Consider the following 21,403-nt stretch of genomic DNA (forward strand, 5'->3'; position numbering starts at 1 on the left):
AGTGTCAGGCCGTCAACGCGTGCAACGCGTTGCTAGTATCCTAGGGCTATGCCCGTATATGAAGAACCGCCGGCTATGCCGGCGGGTCACTTTTTTATACCCGCATCCCCGCCCTGCGTCACCCCCCACCGTCACCCTGAACAATGTCATCCTGAATTTATTTCAGGATTGGTTCAGCATCGGCTTCTTGTGTCTGCGTACACTGAATTTATTTCAGGATTGGTTCAGGGGCAGCTTCCCGTATCTGAGTACCCCGTAATACAGTACTCCTCCATACATTTTACTTACAAATTAATACAACGTGGAATATTCCAATCTGGAACTTTGACAATCTGTCCATTGCAATTTTCATACACCCTTATTTTTTGTGGCGTGCGATTTATAGTTTGATAAATGAAAGGCGCGCGATTCTGCGAACCCGTTGGTATGTGAGGTGTATTATGGAAAAGAATGAATTCAAAATCAGGAAGTTCAGCCCCATCGTCGAAACTATCTGGGGTGTCCTAATTTTCGTATCCAGTATTGTGCTGCTTTTTATTGGCGGCTAGGTATAAAGACTGCCTAAGCGATTTTAAGCCTTCCAGAGGGCCGGAATAGAGCTTTGGCTGTCGTATATATCCTCTGCTTCGCGCATGGGCTCAGACTTGCTCTTAAGCGGAAGCATACGGTGTGCGTCTTGGTTAGCCGTCGGGTGATTCACGACGGCTTTCTTGTACCAGCGCAGAGCCAGGTTGTAGATTCTCGCGCGTTCCAAAATATTTCCGATGGCGACATAGAGGCCTGCAAAGGCTGCGTTGTCGCTGTCGCTGAACTTGGCAAAGCGTTCGAATTCCTTTTCCCAGTATTCGATTTCTTCGTAGCAGGGCGGCACGGCCGATTCTGCTACGTTAATTTCTTCGACCATTGCCGTAGAAAGCTTCGGGTCGGACTTCACGATATTCTGGATGGCCTCTGCAAGGCCCTTGCGGCCCGTTGCAGTCGCGATCTTGAGCCAGGGGGCATAATAGCGTGCCATGCCGTAAAGGGCGTTCATACGCTCCAGGGATTCGCTTGCACTTGCGCAGCCGGCGGCCTTGGCTTTCTTGTACCATTCGGCGGCGCGGGCGTAGTCACCTGCGTTTTCGCAAATCTGGCCGAATTCGTTCGCCATGTTACCGTTGGAAACTTCTTGCAATGCGGCGCTTTCAAATGCGCTGGTGTCGCCAATTTCGAAGGTGTTGGCTTTCTGATACATTTCGTAGCAGGAATCCAATGCGTTACCTTGTTTAAAATAATGGGCGAGCGCGAGTGCCAGCTGCTTGGTAATGGGCGGATTCTGCACGGTATAGCTGGCCCATTCTTCGACTTCGCCTGCGGGCGGGACTGCGGTGGAGTCGGTGCCTGCGTTCACGGCATCGGCATGGCCCTTGGCCTGGTTGATCTTTTCAAGTGCCTTGAGGCCGGTCGGAGTCGAGGTATCGGGAGCGGGTGCGCTTACGATGATGTTGAGCAGTGCGCGTGCAATTGAAAAGTGTCCCTGGTTCTTGGCCATGACTAGTCGGCTGTAGTAGCTGGGGATGTTCGACGATTCCAATTGCATTGTACCCTCTTGTTTTGCTTGATGCTTCTGAAAAAGCATAATAGAAATTTTTTTGATGATGGATTGGTTAGAGTAAATAATCCATGCGATTTTTTTTGCCTGCATTTGAGGAGGCTTGCCTTCAAGGTTGAGAGACGCGCTGCACCTGTAGCAGTCAATTTTGCGATATGAAAAAGGGCTCGCCAGTGCGAAGCCCTTTTAATTTGTTTGTAATCTGTTCAATCCTTAGTCGGCGAGGCGGAGCGGCATCAGCAAGAAGCTGAAGCCCATGTCGTCACCAACCGGTTCGATGATGCAAGCGCCAATCGGGGTGTTCATCTTGAGCACCACTTCTTCGCTCTTGCACATGCCGAGGATTTCGTAGAAGTAACGACCGTCGAAGCCGATGCTGAAGCTGCCTTCGCCGTTGTGGGTCACAGCCAAAGCTTCGCGGGTTTCGCCACCGACATCCGGGTCCGTAGCGGAAAGTTCCATGTTGCTGCCGTCCATCTGGAAGCGGATCTGGTGCGTACGCGGATTGGCCATCGGCAAGATACAGTGAACCTTGTCCAACAGTTCGGTGGCGTTGGCCTGAACGGTGCGTTCGAAATTCTGCGGAATCACGGCGCGGTAGTTCGGATACGGACCTTCGATGAGCTTGGAGATAATCTGCGTTGCGCCGATGCGGAACAGCACGTGTGTTTCGGTGGTGCAGATTTCGACGGAGTCTTCGTTCTTGGCGAGGCGGAGCACGAGCTGCAGAACCTTCGGGAGAACGATCACGCCGGATTCGAGGTTTGCACCTTCCTGGTCGATGCTGGCGCGGCCCATGCGGTGACCGTCGGTTGCGACCATGGAAATCTTTCCGTCCTTTGCTTCCATGAACACGCCGTTCAAGTTCTGGCGGGTGTTATCGGTAGAGACGGCAAATGCGGTCTTTTCGACCAGGAATGCAAGTTCGCTGGCGGCAAGCGTAAGGGAGTTGCCTTCGACTTCGGGGAACGGAGGGAAGTCGCTAGCGTCGAAACTCGTAATGGAGGCCTGGCCCTTTTCGCTCCACTTGATGCGGGTCAAGTGATCCTGCACGTCAATGCTCACGGATTCGCAGCTGGGAACGAGAGCCTTCACGAGGTCGGAGAACTTGCGGGCGTTGATCAGGGCTTCGCCATCGCGTTCGCCTTCGACTTCGAGCTTGATCCTCACACCCAAGTTCAAGTCGGTAGCGCAAATTTCGAGAGTGTTGCCTTCGAGACGCAGCGAGTAGTCGTTGAGGATTTGCAGGGTGGACTTATTGGGGATAGCGCTGATAGCAATCTGGAGCGCGTCCTGCAATACGGATTTCTTGATATTGAACTTCATTTATGCGCCTCTTTGGATAAGCATGGTTCCAACAAAGAAGATAACGGCAATGGCAGCGAGGACTGCAATGATTTTCGGGTCCAGGGCATTGGCCTTTTTCGGTGTAAATTGCTTTGCATTTTGCTTTGCGCGTCTACGATCGCTACGGCTCATAGAATATCTCCATTTTATTACGCGTAAAAAACTAATTTTTTTACGGACAAAAGGAATTAAGCATGGCTGAAAAAACGCTAAATAAGATAAAAAACAAGGCGCTGAATTATGCGTCGACCGCTCTTTTGCGGGTGGAGCTTGCAAACGAGGAATCCAAGCTCAAAAAACGCTTCCAGGCACTTGGTCAAAAACTCCATGGAGCCGTTCGTGATGACCTTTTGAACACAATTAAGGACGATCCTTCTGTAGTGGAGCTCTTGGGTTCCATCGAAGAAGAAAAGCGCGTCATTGAATCCTTGCGTAAGCGAATCGATAACCCCGGGTCTGAAAGTGAAGAAGCTTGAGGTTCATGTATTCCCGACCAAGACCACGTCGGGTAAAAGTTACGAGTTTTCGCTGATTGGTGCAATCATTGCCGTCGTGGGCGTGGTGGCTGCCATTTTTGGATTTATCCTGTTTTCGCCGGTGCAGATTTTGGACAACGTAACGAGTGGGAACATTACTAACGTCTATAGGCAAAACGCCGCCATTAAAAAGGAACTCAAGGAAATTCGCGCTACGGTGGACGAATCAATTTTAAAGGCTGAAGAAACCCGCGCTCTCCGTGACAGCGCCCTGATGGTGGGCGGCCTTGGCTTTGTGCTCGATGGCGTTACGGCGATGGATGATTCGATTTTGCAGAAGCGCAAGAGCGTGAACGAAGTGGAAGCCTCGTTCAAGAAGTTGCTCGCTGCCCTGGAAAGTGATTCCGCGGCGGCCGAGAAGATTCCGGTGCTGCACCCGATGCGTAACAACCACGCCGTAAAAAAACGCTTCGAGATGGTCTACGACCCCTTTACCGATAGCGAACTTCCGCACAGGGGAATTGACTATGTGGCAGTCGAGGGCGATACGGTTTATGCAACCGGAGCGGGATCCGTGAGCGAAGTTCGCAAGCATCGCGGGTTCGGTCTTGCCGTAAAAATTGACCACGGCCATGACGTGCGTACCTTCTATGCCCACTTGGGACAGGCCCTGGTTAAACAGGGCGAACACGTTTGTCGTGGGCAACCGATCGCCTTGATTGGCGAAAGCGGTACGCAGTCCAGCATCGGCTTGCATTACGAAGTCCGAGTCGATGGTATTTCCATCAATCCGGAAAGTTTCTACCTGACGAGATAATTAATTGCCCAAATGGCTTAATCCGTTGGCGCGGTAGAATTCCACGTCCGAAAGCACCTGGTCGACCCAGCTCTTGGTGAGGGGCGACTTGCTCCAGTTTTCGGGCTTTGAATTGATTTCGGGATCGGGGTAGAACGTGGCGACTGCGTTTTCGTGGCTGACGCCTACCTGGAGCATTTTGCCGAGGCGTTCCGCTCCGATAAAGATCTGCTCCAGACCTTCGCCTTCTTTAAGCGCGAGAAGTCCCTTGGAATCTTTTTGCCCGCGGAAGTTGAAATTGAAGTTGGATACATGCAGTATCAGCGACATCAACAGGGCGGGATCCAGCTTGTTGATTTGGGAAGCTTCCATGACAGGGAGCGCCATCAGTTGTTCCGTGTCCCAGGGCTCGCCGGTGTATGTCACGATAAGTGTGTGAGTGGAGCCTTCGCTTTCGATTTGCGTCTTGTAGCGTTTGCCCAGTTTTTTCTGTAGAAGCTTGTTGAGGCGGATGCCCCTGTTCTTGAATTGCTTGTAGCCGTTCATGGCTAAATAGAGCGTGTCGTCCAATCGCGTGACAACGGGGGTGGTCGGCTTGTCTACAATCTCGTTATAAGCCCCAAGGACTAGCGGGAGCACGTAGACGAGTTCCGGTTCCGGATGCTGCATGTTGCAGTCGTTATCGACCTTGAGGACTTGCAGGGAATCAAGCTTCATGACGGCAATGGCGGCGTAGTCTTCGAAGAGACTTCGTTCGTCTAATTGCGTGTCTGCTACTTTGGGGACAATGAGGTAGGTGACAACGATGGTTGCTACAAGGGCGACAGAGCCGATGATAGTGCGCCAAAGTTTGGGAGCCCTGAAAATCACTTTAAGCCAGCTACGTACCCTGGGGCTTTTCCCAAGGTAGATTGCCAAGAAGGCGAAAATGATTGTCCACAGGATAACGAATGTCACGGATTACATTATAGCAAAGCGCGCAAATTCTATCTTTGGGGTATGCTGGATCCCTTAAAGAATATCGTGGTCATTGGTGACCGAATCTTGATTAAACCCCTTGAAGCCTCGAACAAGACTGGGAGCGGACTTTATTTGCCCCCAAGCGTTCGCGAGCACGATGCCGTGCATACGGGTTTAGTGGTCAAGGTGGGGCCCGGTTACCCGCTGCCTGTGACGCAGGATAGCGATGCCGTATTCCGTGGGGAATCTCCCGATGAAGTCAAGTACTTGCCGCTGCAAGTCAAAGAAGGCGACGAGGCCCTGTACTTGCATGCCAATGGTCATGAAATTGAAATCGACGGCGAAACCTACGTAATCATCTCGCAGAACGCCGTGCTCATGGTCATGCGCCAAGACGTCCCCGACGACGTTTCCGGCATCGAGAACTTATAGCTTCCACTTATCCTTCGCCGCTTCCAATTCGGCGGACACCTTTTCCCATTCCTCGTAGAGCTGGTCGACTTTCTTCTTGTTGTCGTCCATGTCTTTTGCGATTGCGGTAATGGCGTTGCCGTCGCCGCTTTCAGAGGCGGTCACGAGTTTGGCTTCGAGTTCACCGCCCAAGGCTTCGGCCTTCGCGATGTCTTCTTCGAGTTTCGCGAGTTTCTTTTCGAGCGGCTTGATAACCTTGCTGCGTTCGGCGATGTAGTCGGCGCGAGCCTTGCGGTCTTCCTTGGCGCGGGGAGCACTGGAGGGTGCGTCCGTTTTCACGTCAATGTTGGAAACCTTGATGTTGGCCGATTCGGAACCGCCCGGTTTCTTTTCGCTGGCCCAGCCGACCTTTTCCAAGAAGTCAGCGTAGGTGCCTTCGAACACGCGGCATTTGCCGCCGTCGAATACCACGAGCCTTGTAGCGAATGCGTGTAGCAGTTCTTCGTCATGGGTCACCACCATCGCCGTGCCTTCGTAATCTTCGAGGGCGTCGATCAGGCTTTCGATGGATTCCATGTCCAAGTGGTTCGTCGGTTCGTCAAGCAGGAGCATGTTGCAGGGAGTTGCCAGAATCTTGCCGAGCAGCACGCGGCTACGTTCGCCACCGGAGAGAACCTTTACCTTTTTGAGGGCGGCATCGCCGCTGAACATCATGAGGCCTGCAAGTCCGCGGGCGCGGCTCTTCTGCGAAACTTCGACGATTGCCGATGCGATTTCTTCTTCGACGGTATTGTCTAAATTCAGGCGGTTGATATTCGTCTGTCCGAAATAGTTGATTTGCACGTTCGGATTCGGAGCGATTTCGCCCGCGACAGGTTTGAGCTCGTTTGCAATCAAGTTCAAAAGCGTCGTTTTACCGCGTCCGTTCGGACCGATGACTGCGATGCGGTCACCCTTGAAGACTTCCATGGTGAGATCAGTAATCAGCTCCGGGCCTTCTCCATAGGCAAAGTGCAGTTCCTTGATTTGAAGCATGCGCTTGCCGGGGAATCCTGCTTCGGTAAAGCTGAAATCGAGGTTTCTTTCGTGGGTGAGGCGTTCGCCGGTCGCAAGTTTTGCCGCGGCCTTGATCTTGGATTGCACCATGGCGGCCTTTGCGGCCTTATAGCGGAATCGCTCGATGACCTGTTCGAGCTGCGCTTTTTTCTTCGCTTCGTTTTCTTGCGTGCGCTGGGCGACTTCTTCTTCTTCAGCAATCGTCTCGCGGAGCTTTTCTACGGTGCCCTTGACCTTGCGCATCTTGTGGCGGTGAATGCCCACCGTGTGGGTGCAGACCTCGTCCATAAAATGGTGGTCGTGGGTAATCAAAAGGACTTCACCCTTCCAGCTGCGCAAAAAGCGACTGAGCCAGCGCATCGACACAATGTCCAGGTAGTTGGTCGGTTCGTCGAGCAAGAGCATATCGGGTTCAGAGGCCAAGACCTTCGCCAGGTTCAGGCGAATCTGGAAACCGCCTGAAAGGAGCGCAGGGCTCTTGTGCATAGATTCTTCGTCGAAACCTAGACCGAACAGAATCGCTTCGACTTTATGCTCTTCAATCCAGCCGTCTTCATTGGGCTTGAGTACGCTGCAGGCTTCTTCGTGAACCGTGGCGTGCGTAAAGTTCAGGTGTTGCTGCAAGTAACCCAGCGTGTATTTCTTGGGAATGTCGATGCTTCCGCCGTCAATGCATTCCTGGCCGAGAATCATCTTGAAAAGGGTCGATTTACCGCAACCGTTGCGGCCCACAAGGCCCACGCGTTCGTGGTCGCCTACAAGCATAGAGGCGCCGTCAAGCAGCACCTGCTCACCAAAAGACTTCGAAATGTTCTGAATCTGAATCACGGCGTAAAAGATAGATTTTTTTATTATCTTATAAGGTGAATTAGCAGGAGGGAATCATGCTCATAAAAAGAACCCCCATATTTTTACTTGCATTTATTGCCGCAGCCTTCGCCAAGGAAATTGTTCCGGCGGTTCCGGCGTTGTCTGGTGGCTGCTACCAGATTTCGACCGCAGAAGAACTTTACGGCTTTGCCGAAATTGTAAACGGGAACGATAGTGTCCCTGCAAACGAATCTGCCTGTGCCATTCTCCAGAGCGACATTGTTGTCAATGACAGTTTGGTAAATGGATGGGACTGGAACTCTAAAAAAGAAGATGAACTTATTCCGTGGACAAGGATCAACAGATTCTCGGGAACGTTCGATGGAAACGGGCATGTTATTTCGGGCTTGTTCTCTTCTGACTTGGTGGGCATTTTTTATGAGCTCTATGCGTCGGACGAACATTCGACCGTTATCAAGAATTTGGGAATTGAGAACGTCTATTTTTCATCTGACGAAGGAAGGATGGGTAATCTTGCCCAATATGTCAATGGAGATAGTGCCAGTGTTGTTCAGGTGACCAATGTCTATGTGAGGTCTTCTACGATGCGTGCTCTCGGTCGCAATACGACTATGGGGAGTATTATTGGCTATGTGGGCAACCAAGGTATTTTGCGCATGAACAACTGTTATAGTTCGGCGATTCTTTCTAAAGACAGAGCAACTCCAAATCGGTTGGTGGGGGCCGCTATTGACAAAATATCGACAGTAAGTCTTGAAAACTGTTATAGGATAACGCAGAAAGGGGGGTATGATGATAGTTACAGTTATTATGGGAAACTGATGGACTCTTCAGCTTTCTATAACGGGGTGGTTACGTTTCTCTTGCGTGAAGGGAAGGACGGCGCCATTTGGGGGCAGGATGTTGGCAACGACTCATTTCCTAATTTTTCGGGAACATTCAAGAACTCTATAGCGGGCAGGTACAACGTTACGTTCCATACTTTCGATGGCGACACTGCGAAGTATTTCGATAATTATATCGCTGGCCTTACTACGGAACTGCCAAATGGAACTTCCAGAGAAAATTTGCTTTTTGGTGGCTGGTATAGGGATGAGGAATTTACCGGGAAATACGATACGGTGATTTCCAATAAGACAACGGGTGACCTTGAATATTGGGCTAAGATGTATGACCAATACAAAGTGATTTACCATTCCAATGGAGCTGTATGGGATACCGTGTATTCTTATGGATGTGGCGATCTTAATGTGGGTATTCGAGGTGGGATCTTGCTGACTGATTCCGTAGATTGTTACTTGGGCGGTATTGGAGGCGGACTTGCTAATCATTTTCATCGTGATAGTAGCATCTTTTTGGGTTGGTACGACAACGAAGAATTGACGGGAAATCGTGTCTATTCCATTACGACTAGTGACAAGGGCGATAAGGAATTCTATGCGAAGTGGTACGAACTTAAAAGGCCTGCGATTGACCCTGCGGACAGTTGCTACGAAATTTCGGATGCCGCAGAACTTTACGGCTTTGCAGCTCTTGCGAATGGTGAATTTACGAGGTATGGCGAGTGGCCGGAGCATGTATGCGGTAAGCTCACGAAGGATATCGTGTTAAATGAGAAAGTTCTGAAGGATGATGGAACGCTTGATAGTGCAAGGGCATCAGCATTCATGAAGTGGCCTGGAATCGGCATTCGTAGTGGCCTGTTTGACGGACAGGGACATAAGATTTCAGGATTATACTCTGAGGAAACCGGATTATTTGGTTATGCTGGTATAAAGTATAGCACAACAGTTTTTGTTGTTAGGAACTTGAAAATTGAGGATAGTTTTATTTCGAGCGAATCTTATGTGGGTGGAGTTGTCAATAATGTTCCGCGACTCGGAAACTTGTATCTGGAAAATGTGCATATCGATGGTGCCGTTTACGGGTGGCGGTATGTAGGGGGCCTTGTCGGAATATCAGAAGGAAATCTGGTTGTGAAAAATAGTGGTCACCGCGGGATTATCGGGGCTACGGATAAAGCCGATGTTGGGGGCATTGTGGGGCTGAACTGGGAGCATCTGTATATTGTGCAAAGCTACAACGAAGGCCTTATCATTGATATGGACGGATATTCAGTAATGGGAGGATTGATTGGGGAGTTCTCGCGATATGCTGTTGTTGTGAATAGCTATAACACGGCAAACTTTATTGATGTGGAGGAAGATGGCGGCAGTATCGGTGGCCTATTGGGTGGCTATCGAAGGGACAGACATAATGAGGCAATGTATGACGTGAGTCAGGCCTTTTTCTTGAATAATTACAATATGGGGACATTCGGCAATCAGCAACCGGCCCGAATGAATAGGCGCGAGGTGATTTTCGAAAACGACTATTATATTTCAGGGACGCTCCCTGATGACACGACTGGCGTGGCTGTTCCGGCTTCGGCATTTGTCGATGGTACGGTTGCAAAGGCTTTGCATGACTATGTGCAGAAGGATGCTGACGGTGTTGAATTGGCTGGTGGAGATTATGGCGCGAACTGGATTCAGGGCGATGAATATCCTGTATTGACTGGGAGTGAAACGCGAGATATTGCCTGGCTGAGTAACTATCCGTCGGGCTACATTTTATTCTATACGCCTGGGCAGGAGTTGCCATTGCCCACGCCCACTTTTAGTGACTACACTTTCTTGGGTTGGCGCCTTGATGGTGCCGAGGTGACAAAAATTCCTTCCACTGCATCCGGGATTTTGGAGATGAGGGCACAATGGGATTATACCTCGAAAGTTTCTAGCAGCTCCGTGGCATCGAGTTCCAGCGAAGTGGCTTCTTCTAGCTCCAGCGAAGTCAAGTCCAGCAGCAGTACCGCAAATTCCAGCAGTTCTGCAGATGGCAAATCGAGCTCAAGCAAGGGGAAGGATGCCATTGTCGCCATGGGTATCGCTCCGCAGTTCTCGCTCATGACCGTTGGTCGAAGCATCCAGATTTCTGCCGCCCGCGTGGGGGCTGCCTATGCAGTCTTTGATATGCAGGGTGGAATCGTTATGCAGGGTAGGGTTGCCGCTGCAAACTTTAGCCTGGACATGCCCCGTTCGACCACCTATCTGGTGCGCATCGGTAGCCAGGTACAAAAAGTCACTCTAAAATAGCGGTTATCGCAAAATCAAGGCGCCCTCCCTGGCGCCTTTTTTTATTATTAGAAAAAAAGAGGTGCTTATATGATGAAAAAACTTTCCTTGGCTTTGTTCCTTGGCCTTGTGGCCTGCTCCGACGATTCTTCCTCGGGCACGAATGCCAATATCGATACAGGCGATGAAATCAATATCCCCGTTTCGGACAAAGTGTCGAGTGCCACGGACAAGAGTGTTTCCAGTTCCTCGAAAATCAACACGCTTAGGGTAGAAGCGTATGATTCCGAGGAATCCGGCTCTTCTGCAGACGGCGTGTCGAGTTCTTCTGCATCGAAGGAAAAGTCTTCTTCTTCCGAGACTTCTGCAAAGGAAGACACTGGCTTTATTAACGAGGGCTGGCGCGACGACTGCCTCGCCAAAATCAACGAGTACCGCGCTACCGAAAACTTGAAGCCGCTCACGCTCGCAGCGCAAGAAAAGCAGACGTGCGCCGACAAGCAGTCCGCCGACGATCTTAAGTCGAACAAGGCTCATGGCCACTTCGGCGATTGCGGTGAATTCGCGCAGAACAGCGGGCCGAATTTCAACGCTAAATGGCAGAAGAACGCTACTGCCGTTGCCGAATACTACCTCAAGATGATGTGGGAAGAAGAAAAGGCGCTTGTTACAAGCGGTGAACGCGATCCGAACAAGAGCGAGGATTACCCCTATATCGGTCACTACCTGAATATGAAAAACACAAGCTACACCAAGGTCGCTTGCGGTATTACGTTGTCTGCCGATGGCAAGACAGGTTGGTTCAACGTAGACTTCTTCTAGGGATTTTTCTTCGGGCGTATTTTGCCCGATTTTAATTTCTTGACATATTCCAGGCCCTTTGTCCGGTCGGCGGCAAGGGCCATTTTTTGTTTCTGGAGGAAGTCAATATAGATACCAAGTCCTTCTTTCAGGTCTATTCCGGCGGCTTCGATAATGTTGAAGAATATCCGAATGGTGGGGATTTTTTCGCCCTTTCCGAGGTGCCTTACGTATTCTCTGGAAATATCGCTAAAAAAGGCAATGTTTTTCTGGGTATTACGCGTCCTTAAGAAAGCGATAAACTCTTTCAAGGCGTTCTTATGGACTTCGTCATCAAACATGATTTAATTTTAAAAACGAAGCCTTAAAAATCACGCCAACTATAGTTGGCGGTTTTGAAGAAAAAAAAGCGCTTGTACGAAAAAAATATGAATGACCGCGAATACAATAAATTATATTGCCTTATCGTATGAAATGGTGTGTAATCGTTCTAATATTAGCGTCAACCCTTTTTGCAAAGGATATAGCCTGGTCACCCGATAAAATGCTCGGGGAACCCTTTAGAATGCACGAGATCGAGGCGGTGAACTTTCATGCAACGCTTGTCGATTACCCATTCGATTTGGCAAAAGATTCTGTAACACTCCGAATTCCTAAAGCAGCCGTTCTCTATATTCACGGATTCAACGATTACTTCTTTCAGCAGGAATTGGCGCAAAAGATAGATTCTGTCGGTTATTCTTTCTATGCCATCGATTTGCATAAGTACGGCCGATCCTATCGTGAGGGCGAAAAAATGGGCGAGCTTCGGGATATCTCGGAGTATTACGCTGAGTTGGATTCTGCGATTGCGATGATTCGCCGCTTGGAAGGTGATTCTGTTCCGCTGGTATTGTTAGGACATAGCACCGGTGGCTTAATCGCATGCCTTTATGCTGCGGACCGCGAAAATGGTGCCGGAATATCTGCAATCGTTCTCAATAGTCCGTTTCTGGAAATGAATTACGTATGGCCGGTGCGTCGCCTTGCGGTTCCGTTACTTTCGGTTTTCGGCAACGTTGTGCCGGGCCTGGGAATTCCCCGTAGCCAGAATGTAAATTACGACAAGAGTTTGCGTAAGTCGGAATTCGGCGAATGGGAATACGATAGCCACTTGAAGGTGCCGGGCAGTCTTGCCATAGACTTCGGTTGGCTCCACGCCATTCATTCGGGACATGCACGCCTTCAGGAAGGCTTGCGCCTTACGCCGCCCATTCTAGTCATGCATAGCGGCTGCAGTTTCCGTGATGACGACTGGAGCGAAGAATATACCTATTGCGACGGCGTCTTGGACGTCGAGCATATTCGCGAATACGGCAGGAACCTCGGGCCCAGCGTTGAATTGGAAGAAATCGAGGGAGGTCTTCATGACCTGTTCCTTTCCCGCAAGCCGGTCCGCGATAACGCCTACGGCAAGATGTTTAAATTCCTGGAGTCCAGGCTTTAGTCCGCTCGGCGGCCTTTGACATCTACCTTATGATGTAATTTACGCACTTTCGGTTGAGCGACGGTGCGTTTTTTAATTGCAGTGGGACCGATGTCTTTCACTTCGATTTCGTTGCTTAGAAGCCAGGAATCGTTGTCGTTTTCGATCTTTACAAGAACCTTGTACTTTCCCGTTTCTGTTAGCGTAAATGTGGGTTTGTCGGCGCCTTCGATCAACTTGCCGTCTTTATACCAGAGGTAGCCATAGGCGCTGCCTTCTACTTGCAAGGATGCCCCGTTCTGCTGGAGTTTGGGCTTTGTTGCGGTAATGTATTTGTTCACGATTTTGGCGAGTTCCTGGGCGCCTTTTGCATTCGGGTGGACGCTATCGTCTAAAAACCATTCGGGGGTCTTGAAAAGGGTGTGCAGGTCAATAATGTTCACGCCTTTCTTTGTCGCGGTTTCCTTGATAATCGGGTTGATTTGGCTTACGATAGCCGTATCCATGATGGCCCAGCCGACATTGTTGCTGTAAGGCTGCAGCGTGGCGTAAATTTCGGGGTTTGTGGGCAGGTGCGCGAAGGTGTCGATGAGTGCTTCGTAATCGGAGTACAGCTGCGACTTTTCGCATTGACCGTAAAGGTAGTTGTAATTGGCGCCTTCGCTTTCCATAAAGTACTTGCTGTCGTTGGTGCCGAGCTCGATGACTACGATGTTTGGCGAAGAGGCGAGTGCTGCCTTGAACTTTTCGGTTTTCCAGTAGCTGGCGTTGTTGTCGCCGCCCTTGATGGTGGCGCCCGCGAAGGTCATGGAGGATACGCCGAAGTTTGTGACCGTGTATCCGTCACCAAGCATTTCTTGTAGATGGTCGGGATACTTCTTGTCTGCCCAGATTCCGTAGCCTTCGGTAATGCTGTTGCCCACGCATGCCACATTGGACGCATGGGAATAGGGGGCGATTCCTGTTAGCGCAAATAGGAAGGCGCCAGAGATTGCAATAGCCTTGTCAAAATGAAATTTTCCAAACATCTGTAAAACACTCCTTTTCGAAATATACAAAAGAGGCGGAGGCAAATCTCGCTTCGGGATAAAAAATACCGCGGCATGGACCGCGGCATTTTGAATATCGGTATGGAAGTATCGATTAGTACTTGCTCTTAAGAACTTCGGGGCATTCCACTTCGGTGTATTCGTGGTTCGGGTTACCGGCGGCTTCCATGAAGTTTGCCAAGAAGAGGCAGCCCTGCTTGGCCGTTGCGTCGCTAGAGAAGGACTTGTTGCACTTTTCGACGAGGCAAGACTTGCGTTTTTCCAAGAGGTTGCTAGCATTGTAGCCGACTTCCTTTTCGCATTCGGAGAGCAAGCCACCGTAGGTGTCGCCCTGGGAACCCCAGCCGTATCCGCTGGTGCCGTTATAGAGGCCCACGCCGCCACCCGGGATCATCACGTCGAACTGTCCCTGGTTCACGTCGGCACCGATGTTGGTGACCATCACGATCAGCTTCTTGCCGGCGAGAGCCTTGTGGTTCTGCTTGGTTTCGTACTTGCCCTTTCCGGTAAAGGTGAGCTGGAAGCACTTGCCGCACTGGCCACCGTTGGAAGCCGGGACTGCGGCGAAGGCAAAGCCGATGTTGTCGCAACCGTCAACGGTAAACGGAATCTGGCTTGTGCAAGTTGCGGCACTACCGCCGCTACAGACGCTCTGTGCGTTGTAGTCCGTGTTTTCGGTCTTGCCGTTTGCGCTACACTGCTTTGCGGGGCCTGCGCTGCCGGCGTTGTTTGTCCAGGAGCAGCTGGGCTTGCAGCCGTCCCAGTAGCGGCTGGCGAAACCGGTGCCGCTTGAACCGCCCTTGGTCTTGATGGCCGGGCAACCGGTAGTCACCACCTGGGTGCTGCTGGAGGAATTGACCTGTTGTTGCTGGCTAGAAGAAGATTTAGCCTGTTGCTGTTGACTGCTAGAGGACTTGGTCTGCTGTTGCTGCTGGCTAGAGGAAGACTTTGCCTGCTGCTGTTGCTGGCTGCTGGAAGACTTGGTTTCGGAACTTGCCTGGCCCGAAATAGTAATCTTCAGTTCGTAATCCTTGCCGTCAATCTTGAAAAATTCGCTAACGGTGTTTCCGTCATCGGGCTGGAAGTATTCGGGAACGGTCGTTGCGGGAATCGTAAAGGTGGTTCCATCCTGTTTCGGTTCGAGCCACCAGGCATTCCAGGAAAGTCTCGTGGCGGAGCTAAAGCCGCTGAACTTCACTTCGGAGGTCTTGCCGCCCTTTGCAACGGTCTGGGTCAGGCTACCTGTCACGGTAACGTTGCCGTCCTGCGTCACTTCCTGGGCGGAAGATGCCGGCTGCTGCTGTTCTACAGAAGAAGAGCTTGCGGGAGTGTCGTTTGCGGGGCTACTGATCGGCGTATCGTTGGTAGCCGAAGAGAGCGCCGGCATATCTGCAGCGCTAGACAGTACAGGAGTCGTAGAAATATCTTCAGAAGAGGTCGGTACGATAGCGCTTGCGGCAGTTTCGCGGGTCACGATGGGGAGAGTGCCTGCATCGACGTTCGTGAGAATGGGGGTGCCGTCGATAGCATCCATGTTACCGATGAGAGTTCCGTCGTTGAATGTGAAGGTGCCGACGACGTTTCCGCTGAGGTCGGTAACGATGCCGGCGGAGTAAATGAGGTACGGTTGGTCGATATTGATAAGCCAACATGCTTCGTCAGCCGGCATGGAATTCTGATTGTCCGTGGGCTGAAGTGCAGTGGGATCAAGGTTGTTGATGGTGGTGCTTGCGTCTTCAGAACAGTTGACGACAGCCAGAACAGCGCTCAAGGCCAATATGGACTTAAGGAATCGGTTTTTCATATGCATCCTCAAACAAATACAACTTGACTTTCGTTTTCCGAAAGCCCTTCCAATTCCATCCGCGCTATAAGATAGATTTTTTGCCTTAATTTTTCACGTAAAAAATTGCGCGTCAAGCAATTATGCGATGCAGGTCACACAACACGGCAAGAATTAAAAAAGCCCCGGCAAACCGGGGCTAAAAGTTTCAGTGTTTAGGCGCCTAAAGGACTAGAATTTGTTTTTGAGGGCCTGCGGGCATTCCACTTCCTTGTAGGTGTGGTTCGGGTTGCCTGCTGCTTCCATCCAAGTAGCAAGGAAGAGGCATCCTTCCTTGGCTTCGGTGTCGTTGGCGAAGGACTTGTTGCACTTTTCCTTGAGGCATTCCTTGCGCTTGTTCAAGAGGTCGCCATCGTAGCCGACTTCGTCTTCGCACTTGGAGAGGAGACCGCCGTATTGTGCACCCTGGTCGCCCCAGCCCATGTTGGCGCAGCCGTTAAAGGCACCCACGCCACCGCCCGGGATCATGATGTCGAACTGACCGCCCTGCACGTCGTAGCCGATGTTCGAGGCCATCACGACGAGGGTCTTGCCCTGAAGAGCCTGATGGTTGGCCTTGGTTTCGTACTTGCCGGTACCGGTAAAGGTGAGGGCGAAGCACTTACCGCATGTGGCGTCGTTACCCGGAGTTGCTGCGAATGCATAGGCGAGCTTGTCGCTTACGATGATAGGAATCTGGCTGGTGCAAGTGGTGCCCTGGCCGTTGGAGCAGATACTTCCGTTGTTGTTACCGATGGGAGTCTTACCCTTGGCATCGCAAGTCCTGGCTGCGCCGCCGTGTTCAGGCCATGCGCAGTGGGGCATGCAGCAGTCCCAGTAACGGGTTGCAAAGCCCTGCTGGCCACCTGCACCTGCGTTGAGGTACTTGGCTTCTTCGGCAGAGGCGTTTGCGCTGCCCTGGCTGCTCGAAGACTTGGGCTGGGAACTAGAAGACTGTACGCTAGAACTGGACTTCGGCTGCTGCTGGCTGCTCGAAGACTTTACGCTAGAGCTGGATTGCTGCTGCTGTTGGGAACTCGAAGACTTGGCCTGCTGTTGCTGGCTGCTGGAGCTGTTGGCTGTAGCTGCACCGCCTATATTCTGGCAATTTTGATTGGTCGGATCGTAATAGCAGTTTATCTTGCAGGCTTCATCGTAGGCGTATTGTTCGTCGTGGTTTCCCTTAAGAGTTGTATGGGGATCGACGCACTTGCCCGAAGCACCGTCAAGGCATTTTCCGTCGCACTGATTGGTGGAGGTTGTAGAGGATGAGGACTTCGGCTGTTGTTCTGCAGCGGAGCTCTGCGTTTGTTGTTGCTGGGACGAAGAACTCTTGTCGCTGACAGTCATTTCGGAGGAACTGCTTGTCACAGGAACAGTGGGTTCGCTACCGGAAGAAAGCGTCGGAGTGGGATCCATTGCGCTAGAAAGCGTGGGATTCGGGGTCGGGGTGGTAGAAGTTGTTGCAGACGAAGCGGGAGTCGTCGGCGTTGTCGTTGCGGTCGCCGTAGCGCGAGTCACGAGAGGGAGCACGCTAGCATCGACATTTTCCAAAATCATAGAACCGTCGATACCGACAATAGAACCCGTAAGAGTTCCGTCGATAAAGGTAATGGTGCCCACGACGTTGCCGTTAATGTCGGTGACAATTCCTGCAGAATAAATGAGGTACTGCTGGTCGGCTTTCACAAGCCAGCAAGGTTCATCTGCCGGAAGCAAGTTGGGATTTTCGTCCGTGGGCTGGGTAGCTTGGGGATCAAGGTTGTTGATTGCATTGGCGGTTTCTTCGGAGCAGCTGACAAATGCGAGAACTGCGCTCAAGGCCAATACGGACTTTAGGAATCGGTTTTTCATATGCATCCTCAAACAAATATGACTAGACTTTCGTTCTCGAAAGTCCCACCAATTCCATCCGCGCTTAAAGATAGATTTTTTACCCTAAAAAAACACGTAAAAAAATATAAGGAAAAGCCCCGGTTTTCCGGGGCTAAAAGTATCATTTTCTGGGCGCCTTACGGCATTAATATCTCTGTTTCAGCACGTCGGGACATTCCACTTCGACATAGTTGTGTTCGGGGTTGCCTGCTGCATGCATCCAGGTTGCAAGGAACAAGCAGCCTTGCTTGGCTTCTTCGTCGTTTGCAAAGGATTTGTTGCACTTTTCGGTAAGGCAACTTGCGTATTTGCTGGCATTGTAGTTGTTTTCTGTTTCGCAGTCAGAGAGGAGGCCGCCGTATTGAGCGCCTTGGTTACCCCAACCCATACTGGAACAACCGTTGAACATGCCGACGCCGCCACCAGGAATCATGATGTCGAACTGACCTTGTGCCACATCGCCGCCGATATTGGTTGCCATGATGATCAGCTTCTTGCCCTTCATGGCTCTGGTATTGTCGTTTGTCGAATTGTAGTGTCCTTCACCGGTAAAGGTGAGCTGGAAGCACTTGCCGCACGACCCGCCGTTTGCTGCAGGAACTGCCGCGAATGCGAATGCCATGTCGCTACAGCCGTCAACCGTGAACGGAATCTGGCTGGTGCAAGTCATCGCAGAACCGCGGCCATCGCAAACGCTGCCGTTGTTCCAGTCGGTATCGTTGGTTTTGCCCTTGTTGGTGCACTGTCTTGAAGGGTTTCCGCCAGAATTTTCTATCCAGGAGCAACTAGGCTTGCAGCAATCCCAGTAACGGGTTGCCCAGCCGCTTCCGCTGGCGCCACCCTTGACCTGGATATTCGGGCATCCAGCCGGCTGGTTAGAAGAACTGCTTTTGGCGCTGGAAGAAGACTTTGCGGAACTGGAGGATTTCGCCTTGCTAGAAGAAGATTTGTTGGTCTTTTCCGAGGAAGAACTTTCGCCTTGCATTTCGCTGGAGGTAGGTTCCGGAATCTTGCTGTCGGAAGAGAGCCCCGGCAAGGCTTCGGCCGAAGATTCCGGGAAGGGCGGGAGCAAGGTTTCCGAAGAGCCCGGAATAATGCCGGCGGCCAGCTGTTCAAGGGTAGTAATGGGGAAGAGGGAAAGATCCACATTTTCAAGGAGAACCGAGCCGTCTGCGGCATAGATTGTCCCTAAAAGTGTCCCTTCGATAAAGACTGCGGATCCGATCATGTTGCCGCTTGCGTCGGTTACGGAGCCTGTCGGATAAATCAAGATATCCTGGCCGATGTTTATAAGCCATGCGGCATCGCTTGGGCTGACTTGGGCGGAGCCGTTTCCGTTGATGGTTGAGTCTTCTCCTGAATCGGAGCAGTTGACCATGGCCAATACGGTACTCAAGATCAGCACGGATTTAAGGAATCGGTTTTTCATAAATCTCCTCATAACAATAAAACGAGACTTCCTTTTGAAAGTCCTCCAAATTCCATCCACATTATAAGATAATCTAAACGGGTATGGAAAGCACGTAAATTTTTAGAAGATAAACACTTGCGAGATATTCGTCACATTTTTTTTGAAACGAAAAATCCCGGCTGAAAGCCGGGATTAAGATTCTTGAAATTTTGAATCAGATTAATACTTCTGCTTCAGCACGTCGGGGCATTCCACTTCGGTGTAATTGTGCATCGGGTTGCCGGCTGCGTGCATCCATTCGGCAAGGAACAAGCAGCCCTTCTTGGCTTCGCTGTCGTTGCTGAATACGCTGTTGCACTTGTTCTTGAGGCAGGTAACGACCTTGCTCGGGAGGTCCTTGCTTTCACCTTCGCAGTCGGCGAGGAGACCACCGTATTGGGCGCCCTGGTTACCCCAGCCCATGCTGGAGCATCCGTTGAAGATACCCACGCCGCCGCCCGGAATCATGATGTCGAACTGTCCTTGTTGCACGTCGGTACCGACGTTTGTCGTCATGACAATAAGCTTCTTGCCGTTGAGAGCCTTGGTATTGGCGTCAGACTTGTATTTGCCCTTGCCGGTAAAGGTGAGCTGATAGCACTTGCCGCAGGAGCCACCGTCAGAGGCGGGCACGGCTGCAAAGGCGAAGGCCATATCGGAACAACCGTCGATCGTAAACGGAATCTGGCTAATGCATGTCATTGCAGAACCACCGCCGTCGCAAACGCTGCCGTTGCCCCAGTTGGTATCGTTGGTTCTACCCTTGTTCGTGCACTGTCTGGAGTGGTTTCCGCCGGCGTGCTGGTCCCAGGAGCAGTGAGGCTTACAGCAGTCCCAGTAACGGGTTGCCCAGCCGGAACCGCTCCTGCCGCCCTTTGTCTTGATGGTCGGGCACTTGCTGTTGTCGGTGCCGCCCGAAGAGCTGCTGCTCTTGGGTGCAGAGGAACTGGACTGCACGCTGCTAGAGGATTTTGCAGAGCTGGAAGACTTTGCAGAAGAGCTAGACGATTTCACCGAAGCAGAAGAGTTCGGCTTTACAGAGTTGGAAGAGAGTTCCGGATCCTGGGAATCGGAGGAAAGTTCCGGATTGGGAATCGGGTCCGGTTCCGGTTGCGGGTTGACGAACGGATCGTCAGCGCTGGAGGAGCTGATCGTCGGTATCGGAGCGGGATTCACGTTGACGTTGGGCTCGTGGATGGGGAGTTCGTTGACGTCCACGTCTTCGAACAGGGGATTTCCTGCTCCGTCGTAGATGGTTCCGGTCGTAAGCATGGCGCCGGTGACAGGATCCGTGTCGAAAATCATTTTGCCGACGATTGTTCCGGCGCCGTCGGTAACGTAACCGGTGCCCGGATAGATTACGTAATTCTTGTCGGCAGAAAGAACCCATGCCGGAGAAGTGATGTAAGTGGGTTCGATGATGTCGAGCGAGTTGAAGTCGACGTTCTCTGCGATGATGGTTCCGTCGATAGCGACAATCAGGCCGCCCTGGATGTCGGCGACGCCTACGGTGTCACCGTTTTCGGAAGTCACAAAACCGTTGGCGTCAATGAGATAGTTCGTGCCGCCGTCGTTGTACAGGTAGGAAATTTGAGTAACAATGGGGGTAGATTTACCGTTGGTACCGACCAACATGTCTTCGCCACAGTTGCAAATGAACGCGACTGCCGCTGCAGACAGCATAAACTTTAAAAAATTTCTCTTCATAGGATCCTCAGGGCTCCCGAAACACTCGGAAACACAAGATAGATAAATAATTAAGGATTCAAAGTAAAAAATATATAGACATTACTAATAATGTTCCTATGGCGTTCCTTAAAGTGTGGATAAATTTACAAGGGCCCCTCTATTGTAAATTTTTGTTATGTAAAAATCTTTTTACCAAAAAAGTTGTTGATAGATTGAAATGGTTGCGAGCCTTAGACTTATGGGTGTTTTTAAAATGTTGATAAGTTGGAATTAATTTAGGTGTTGATTATTAAACCTTTGAAATTTCGCTAAAAACGCCACTTTTAAAATCCGGAAAAAGCCGTTAGTCCACAATTCCAGAAGGGCAAAAATGGCTGCCGTAAAGCCCAAAATCCGCGTTTTTGAGCGAAAAAGCAAAAAAAAATCCTTGAAAAATTCCTTGAAATTGCTAAATTTGTTCGGCAAAATTCGCAAAGTACCGCTTCCTATGCTTTGCGAAATAACAGGAATATGCGTTTAACCCGCGCCGTTCCTAGGATTCGAAGCGATAAACCTTCTGCTGAAGAAGAGGAAAAAATGGCAAAAGAACATTTTGACAGAAGCAAGCCGCACTGCAACATCGGCACCATCGGCCACGTTGACCACGGCAAAACCACTCTGACCGCCGCAAT

General features: G+C 50.9%; 18 protein-coding genes. 7 read left to right on the forward strand and 11 right to left on the reverse strand.

Features of this window, described 5'->3' with window-relative positions:
* Nucleotides 1-571: 571 nt before the first annotated feature.
* From BUA40_RS13685 to BUA40_RS14625, 3 genes are all read right to left on the reverse strand, one after another.
* The gene (locus tag BUA40_RS13685; protein WP_143149816.1) at nucleotides 572-1,579 is read right to left on the reverse strand and encodes a hypothetical protein; all 1,008 of its coding nucleotides are present in this window, start codon (nucleotides 1,577-1,579) and stop codon (nucleotides 572-574) included.
* A 225-nt stretch (nucleotides 1,580-1,804) separates the two neighbouring features.
* Nucleotides 1,805-2,917, reverse strand: a complete 1,113-nt coding sequence (gene dnaN / locus BUA40_RS13690; RefSeq protein ID WP_072801413.1) for a DNA polymerase III subunit beta — start codon at nucleotides 2,915-2,917, stop codon at nucleotides 1,805-1,807.
* A complete protein-coding gene (locus BUA40_RS14625; RefSeq protein WP_158278375.1) occupies nucleotides 2,918-3,070 on the reverse strand; it encodes a hypothetical protein in 153 nt (50 codons plus the stop codon).
* Between the two features lie 62 nt (nucleotides 3,071-3,132).
* Between BUA40_RS14625 and BUA40_RS13695 the strand changes: the two genes are divergently transcribed.
* Together BUA40_RS13695 and BUA40_RS13700 are read left to right on the forward strand one after the other, a co-directional pair.
* Complete coding sequence (locus BUA40_RS13695) at nucleotides 3,133-3,414, forward strand: hypothetical protein (protein WP_072801414.1); 282 nt, start codon at nucleotides 3,133-3,135, stop codon at nucleotides 3,412-3,414.
* Nucleotides 3,401-4,231: a M23 family metallopeptidase gene (locus tag BUA40_RS13700; RefSeq protein WP_072801415.1), complete on the forward strand. Its 831-nt coding sequence runs from the start codon at nucleotides 3,401-3,403 to the stop codon at nucleotides 4,229-4,231. Before BUA40_RS13695 ends, BUA40_RS13700 begins: the two co-directional genes overlap by 14 nt.
* On the opposite strand, the gene BUA40_RS13705 is transcribed toward BUA40_RS13700, so the two are convergent.
* Complete coding sequence (locus BUA40_RS13705) at nucleotides 4,232-5,167, reverse strand: hypothetical protein (RefSeq protein ID WP_072801416.1); 936 nt, start codon at nucleotides 5,165-5,167, stop codon at nucleotides 4,232-4,234. It abuts the gene before it with no gap.
* 42 nt (nucleotides 5,168-5,209) lie between these two features.
* Here BUA40_RS13705 and BUA40_RS13710 point away from each other — a divergent pair, with 42 nt between their 5' ends.
* Nucleotides 5,210-5,602, forward strand: coding sequence for a co-chaperone GroES (locus BUA40_RS13710; RefSeq protein ID WP_072801417.1), 393 nt, complete (start codon nucleotides 5,210-5,212; stop codon nucleotides 5,600-5,602).
* On the opposite strand, the gene BUA40_RS13715 is transcribed toward BUA40_RS13710, so the two are convergent.
* Complete coding sequence (locus tag BUA40_RS13715) at nucleotides 5,597-7,465, reverse strand: ABC-F family ATP-binding cassette domain-containing protein (protein WP_072801418.1); 1,869 nt, start codon at nucleotides 7,463-7,465, stop codon at nucleotides 5,597-5,599. The genes BUA40_RS13710 and BUA40_RS13715 overlap by 6 nt on opposite strands.
* Nucleotides 7,466-7,521: 56 nt before the next feature.
* Here BUA40_RS13715 and BUA40_RS13720 point away from each other — a divergent pair, with 56 nt between their 5' ends.
* Complete coding sequence (locus tag BUA40_RS13720; protein WP_072801419.1) at nucleotides 7,522-10,602, forward strand: InlB B-repeat-containing protein; 3,081 nt, start codon at nucleotides 7,522-7,524, stop codon at nucleotides 10,600-10,602.
* A gap of 69 nt (nucleotides 10,603-10,671) precedes the next feature.
* Nucleotides 10,672-11,403, forward strand: coding sequence for a CAP domain-containing protein (locus BUA40_RS13725; protein ID WP_072801420.1), 732 nt, complete (start codon nucleotides 10,672-10,674; stop codon nucleotides 11,401-11,403).
* Here the strand turns inward: BUA40_RS13725 and BUA40_RS13730 are convergent.
* Entirely contained in the window at nucleotides 11,400-11,723 is a 324-nt protein-coding gene (locus BUA40_RS13730; RefSeq protein WP_072801421.1) for a hypothetical protein, read from the reverse strand. The genes BUA40_RS13725 and BUA40_RS13730 overlap by 4 nt on opposite strands.
* 224 nt (nucleotides 11,724-11,947) lie before the next feature.
* Between BUA40_RS13730 and BUA40_RS13735 the strand changes: the two genes are divergently transcribed.
* Nucleotides 11,948-12,868 (forward strand): alpha/beta hydrolase, encoded by a 921-nt coding sequence (locus BUA40_RS13735; protein WP_178299669.1) that lies wholly within the window; start codon nucleotides 11,948-11,950, stop codon nucleotides 12,866-12,868.
* Here the strand turns inward: BUA40_RS13735 and BUA40_RS13740 are convergent.
* The 5 genes from BUA40_RS13740 to BUA40_RS13760 all read right to left on the reverse strand — a co-directional run bounded on the left by BUA40_RS13740 (nucleotide 12,865) and on the right by BUA40_RS13760 (nucleotide 20,750).
* Nucleotides 12,865-13,875 carry a D-alanyl-lipoteichoic acid biosynthesis protein DltD gene (locus BUA40_RS13740; protein WP_072801423.1) on the reverse strand — a complete coding sequence of 337 codons (1,011 nt, stop codon included), beginning with the start codon at nucleotides 13,873-13,875 and terminating at the stop codon, nucleotides 12,865-12,867. The two genes, BUA40_RS13735 and BUA40_RS13740, sit on opposite strands and share 4 nt — an antisense overlap.
* Nucleotides 13,876-13,990: 115 nt before the next feature.
* On the reverse strand, nucleotides 13,991-15,700 hold the full coding sequence (locus tag BUA40_RS13745) for a hypothetical protein (RefSeq protein WP_072801424.1): 1,710 nt from the start codon (nucleotides 15,698-15,700) through the stop codon (nucleotides 13,991-13,993).
* A 210-nt stretch (nucleotides 15,701-15,910) separates the two neighbouring features.
* A complete protein-coding gene (locus BUA40_RS13750; RefSeq protein ID WP_072801425.1) occupies nucleotides 15,911-17,572 on the reverse strand; it encodes a glycosyl hydrolase family 5 in 1,662 nt (553 codons plus the stop codon).
* Nucleotides 17,573-17,738: 166 nt separating this feature from the next.
* Nucleotides 17,739-19,022, reverse strand: coding sequence for a hypothetical protein (locus BUA40_RS13755; protein WP_072801426.1), 1,284 nt, complete (start codon nucleotides 19,020-19,022; stop codon nucleotides 17,739-17,741).
* 201 nt (nucleotides 19,023-19,223) lie between these two features.
* A complete protein-coding gene (locus BUA40_RS13760) occupies nucleotides 19,224-20,750 on the reverse strand; it encodes a hypothetical protein (RefSeq protein WP_083585434.1) in 1,527 nt (508 codons plus the stop codon).
* A gap of 558 nt (nucleotides 20,751-21,308) precedes the next feature.
* Between BUA40_RS13760 and BUA40_RS13770 the strand changes: the two genes are divergently transcribed.
* The coding region (locus BUA40_RS13770; RefSeq protein WP_139258098.1) for a GTP-binding protein at nucleotides 21,309-21,403 on the forward strand (95 nt) is incomplete at its 3' end.

It is taken from the genome of Fibrobacter sp. UWT2, assembly GCF_900142545.1.
Classification (GTDB): domain Bacteria; phylum Fibrobacterota; class Fibrobacteria; order Fibrobacterales; family Fibrobacteraceae; genus Fibrobacter.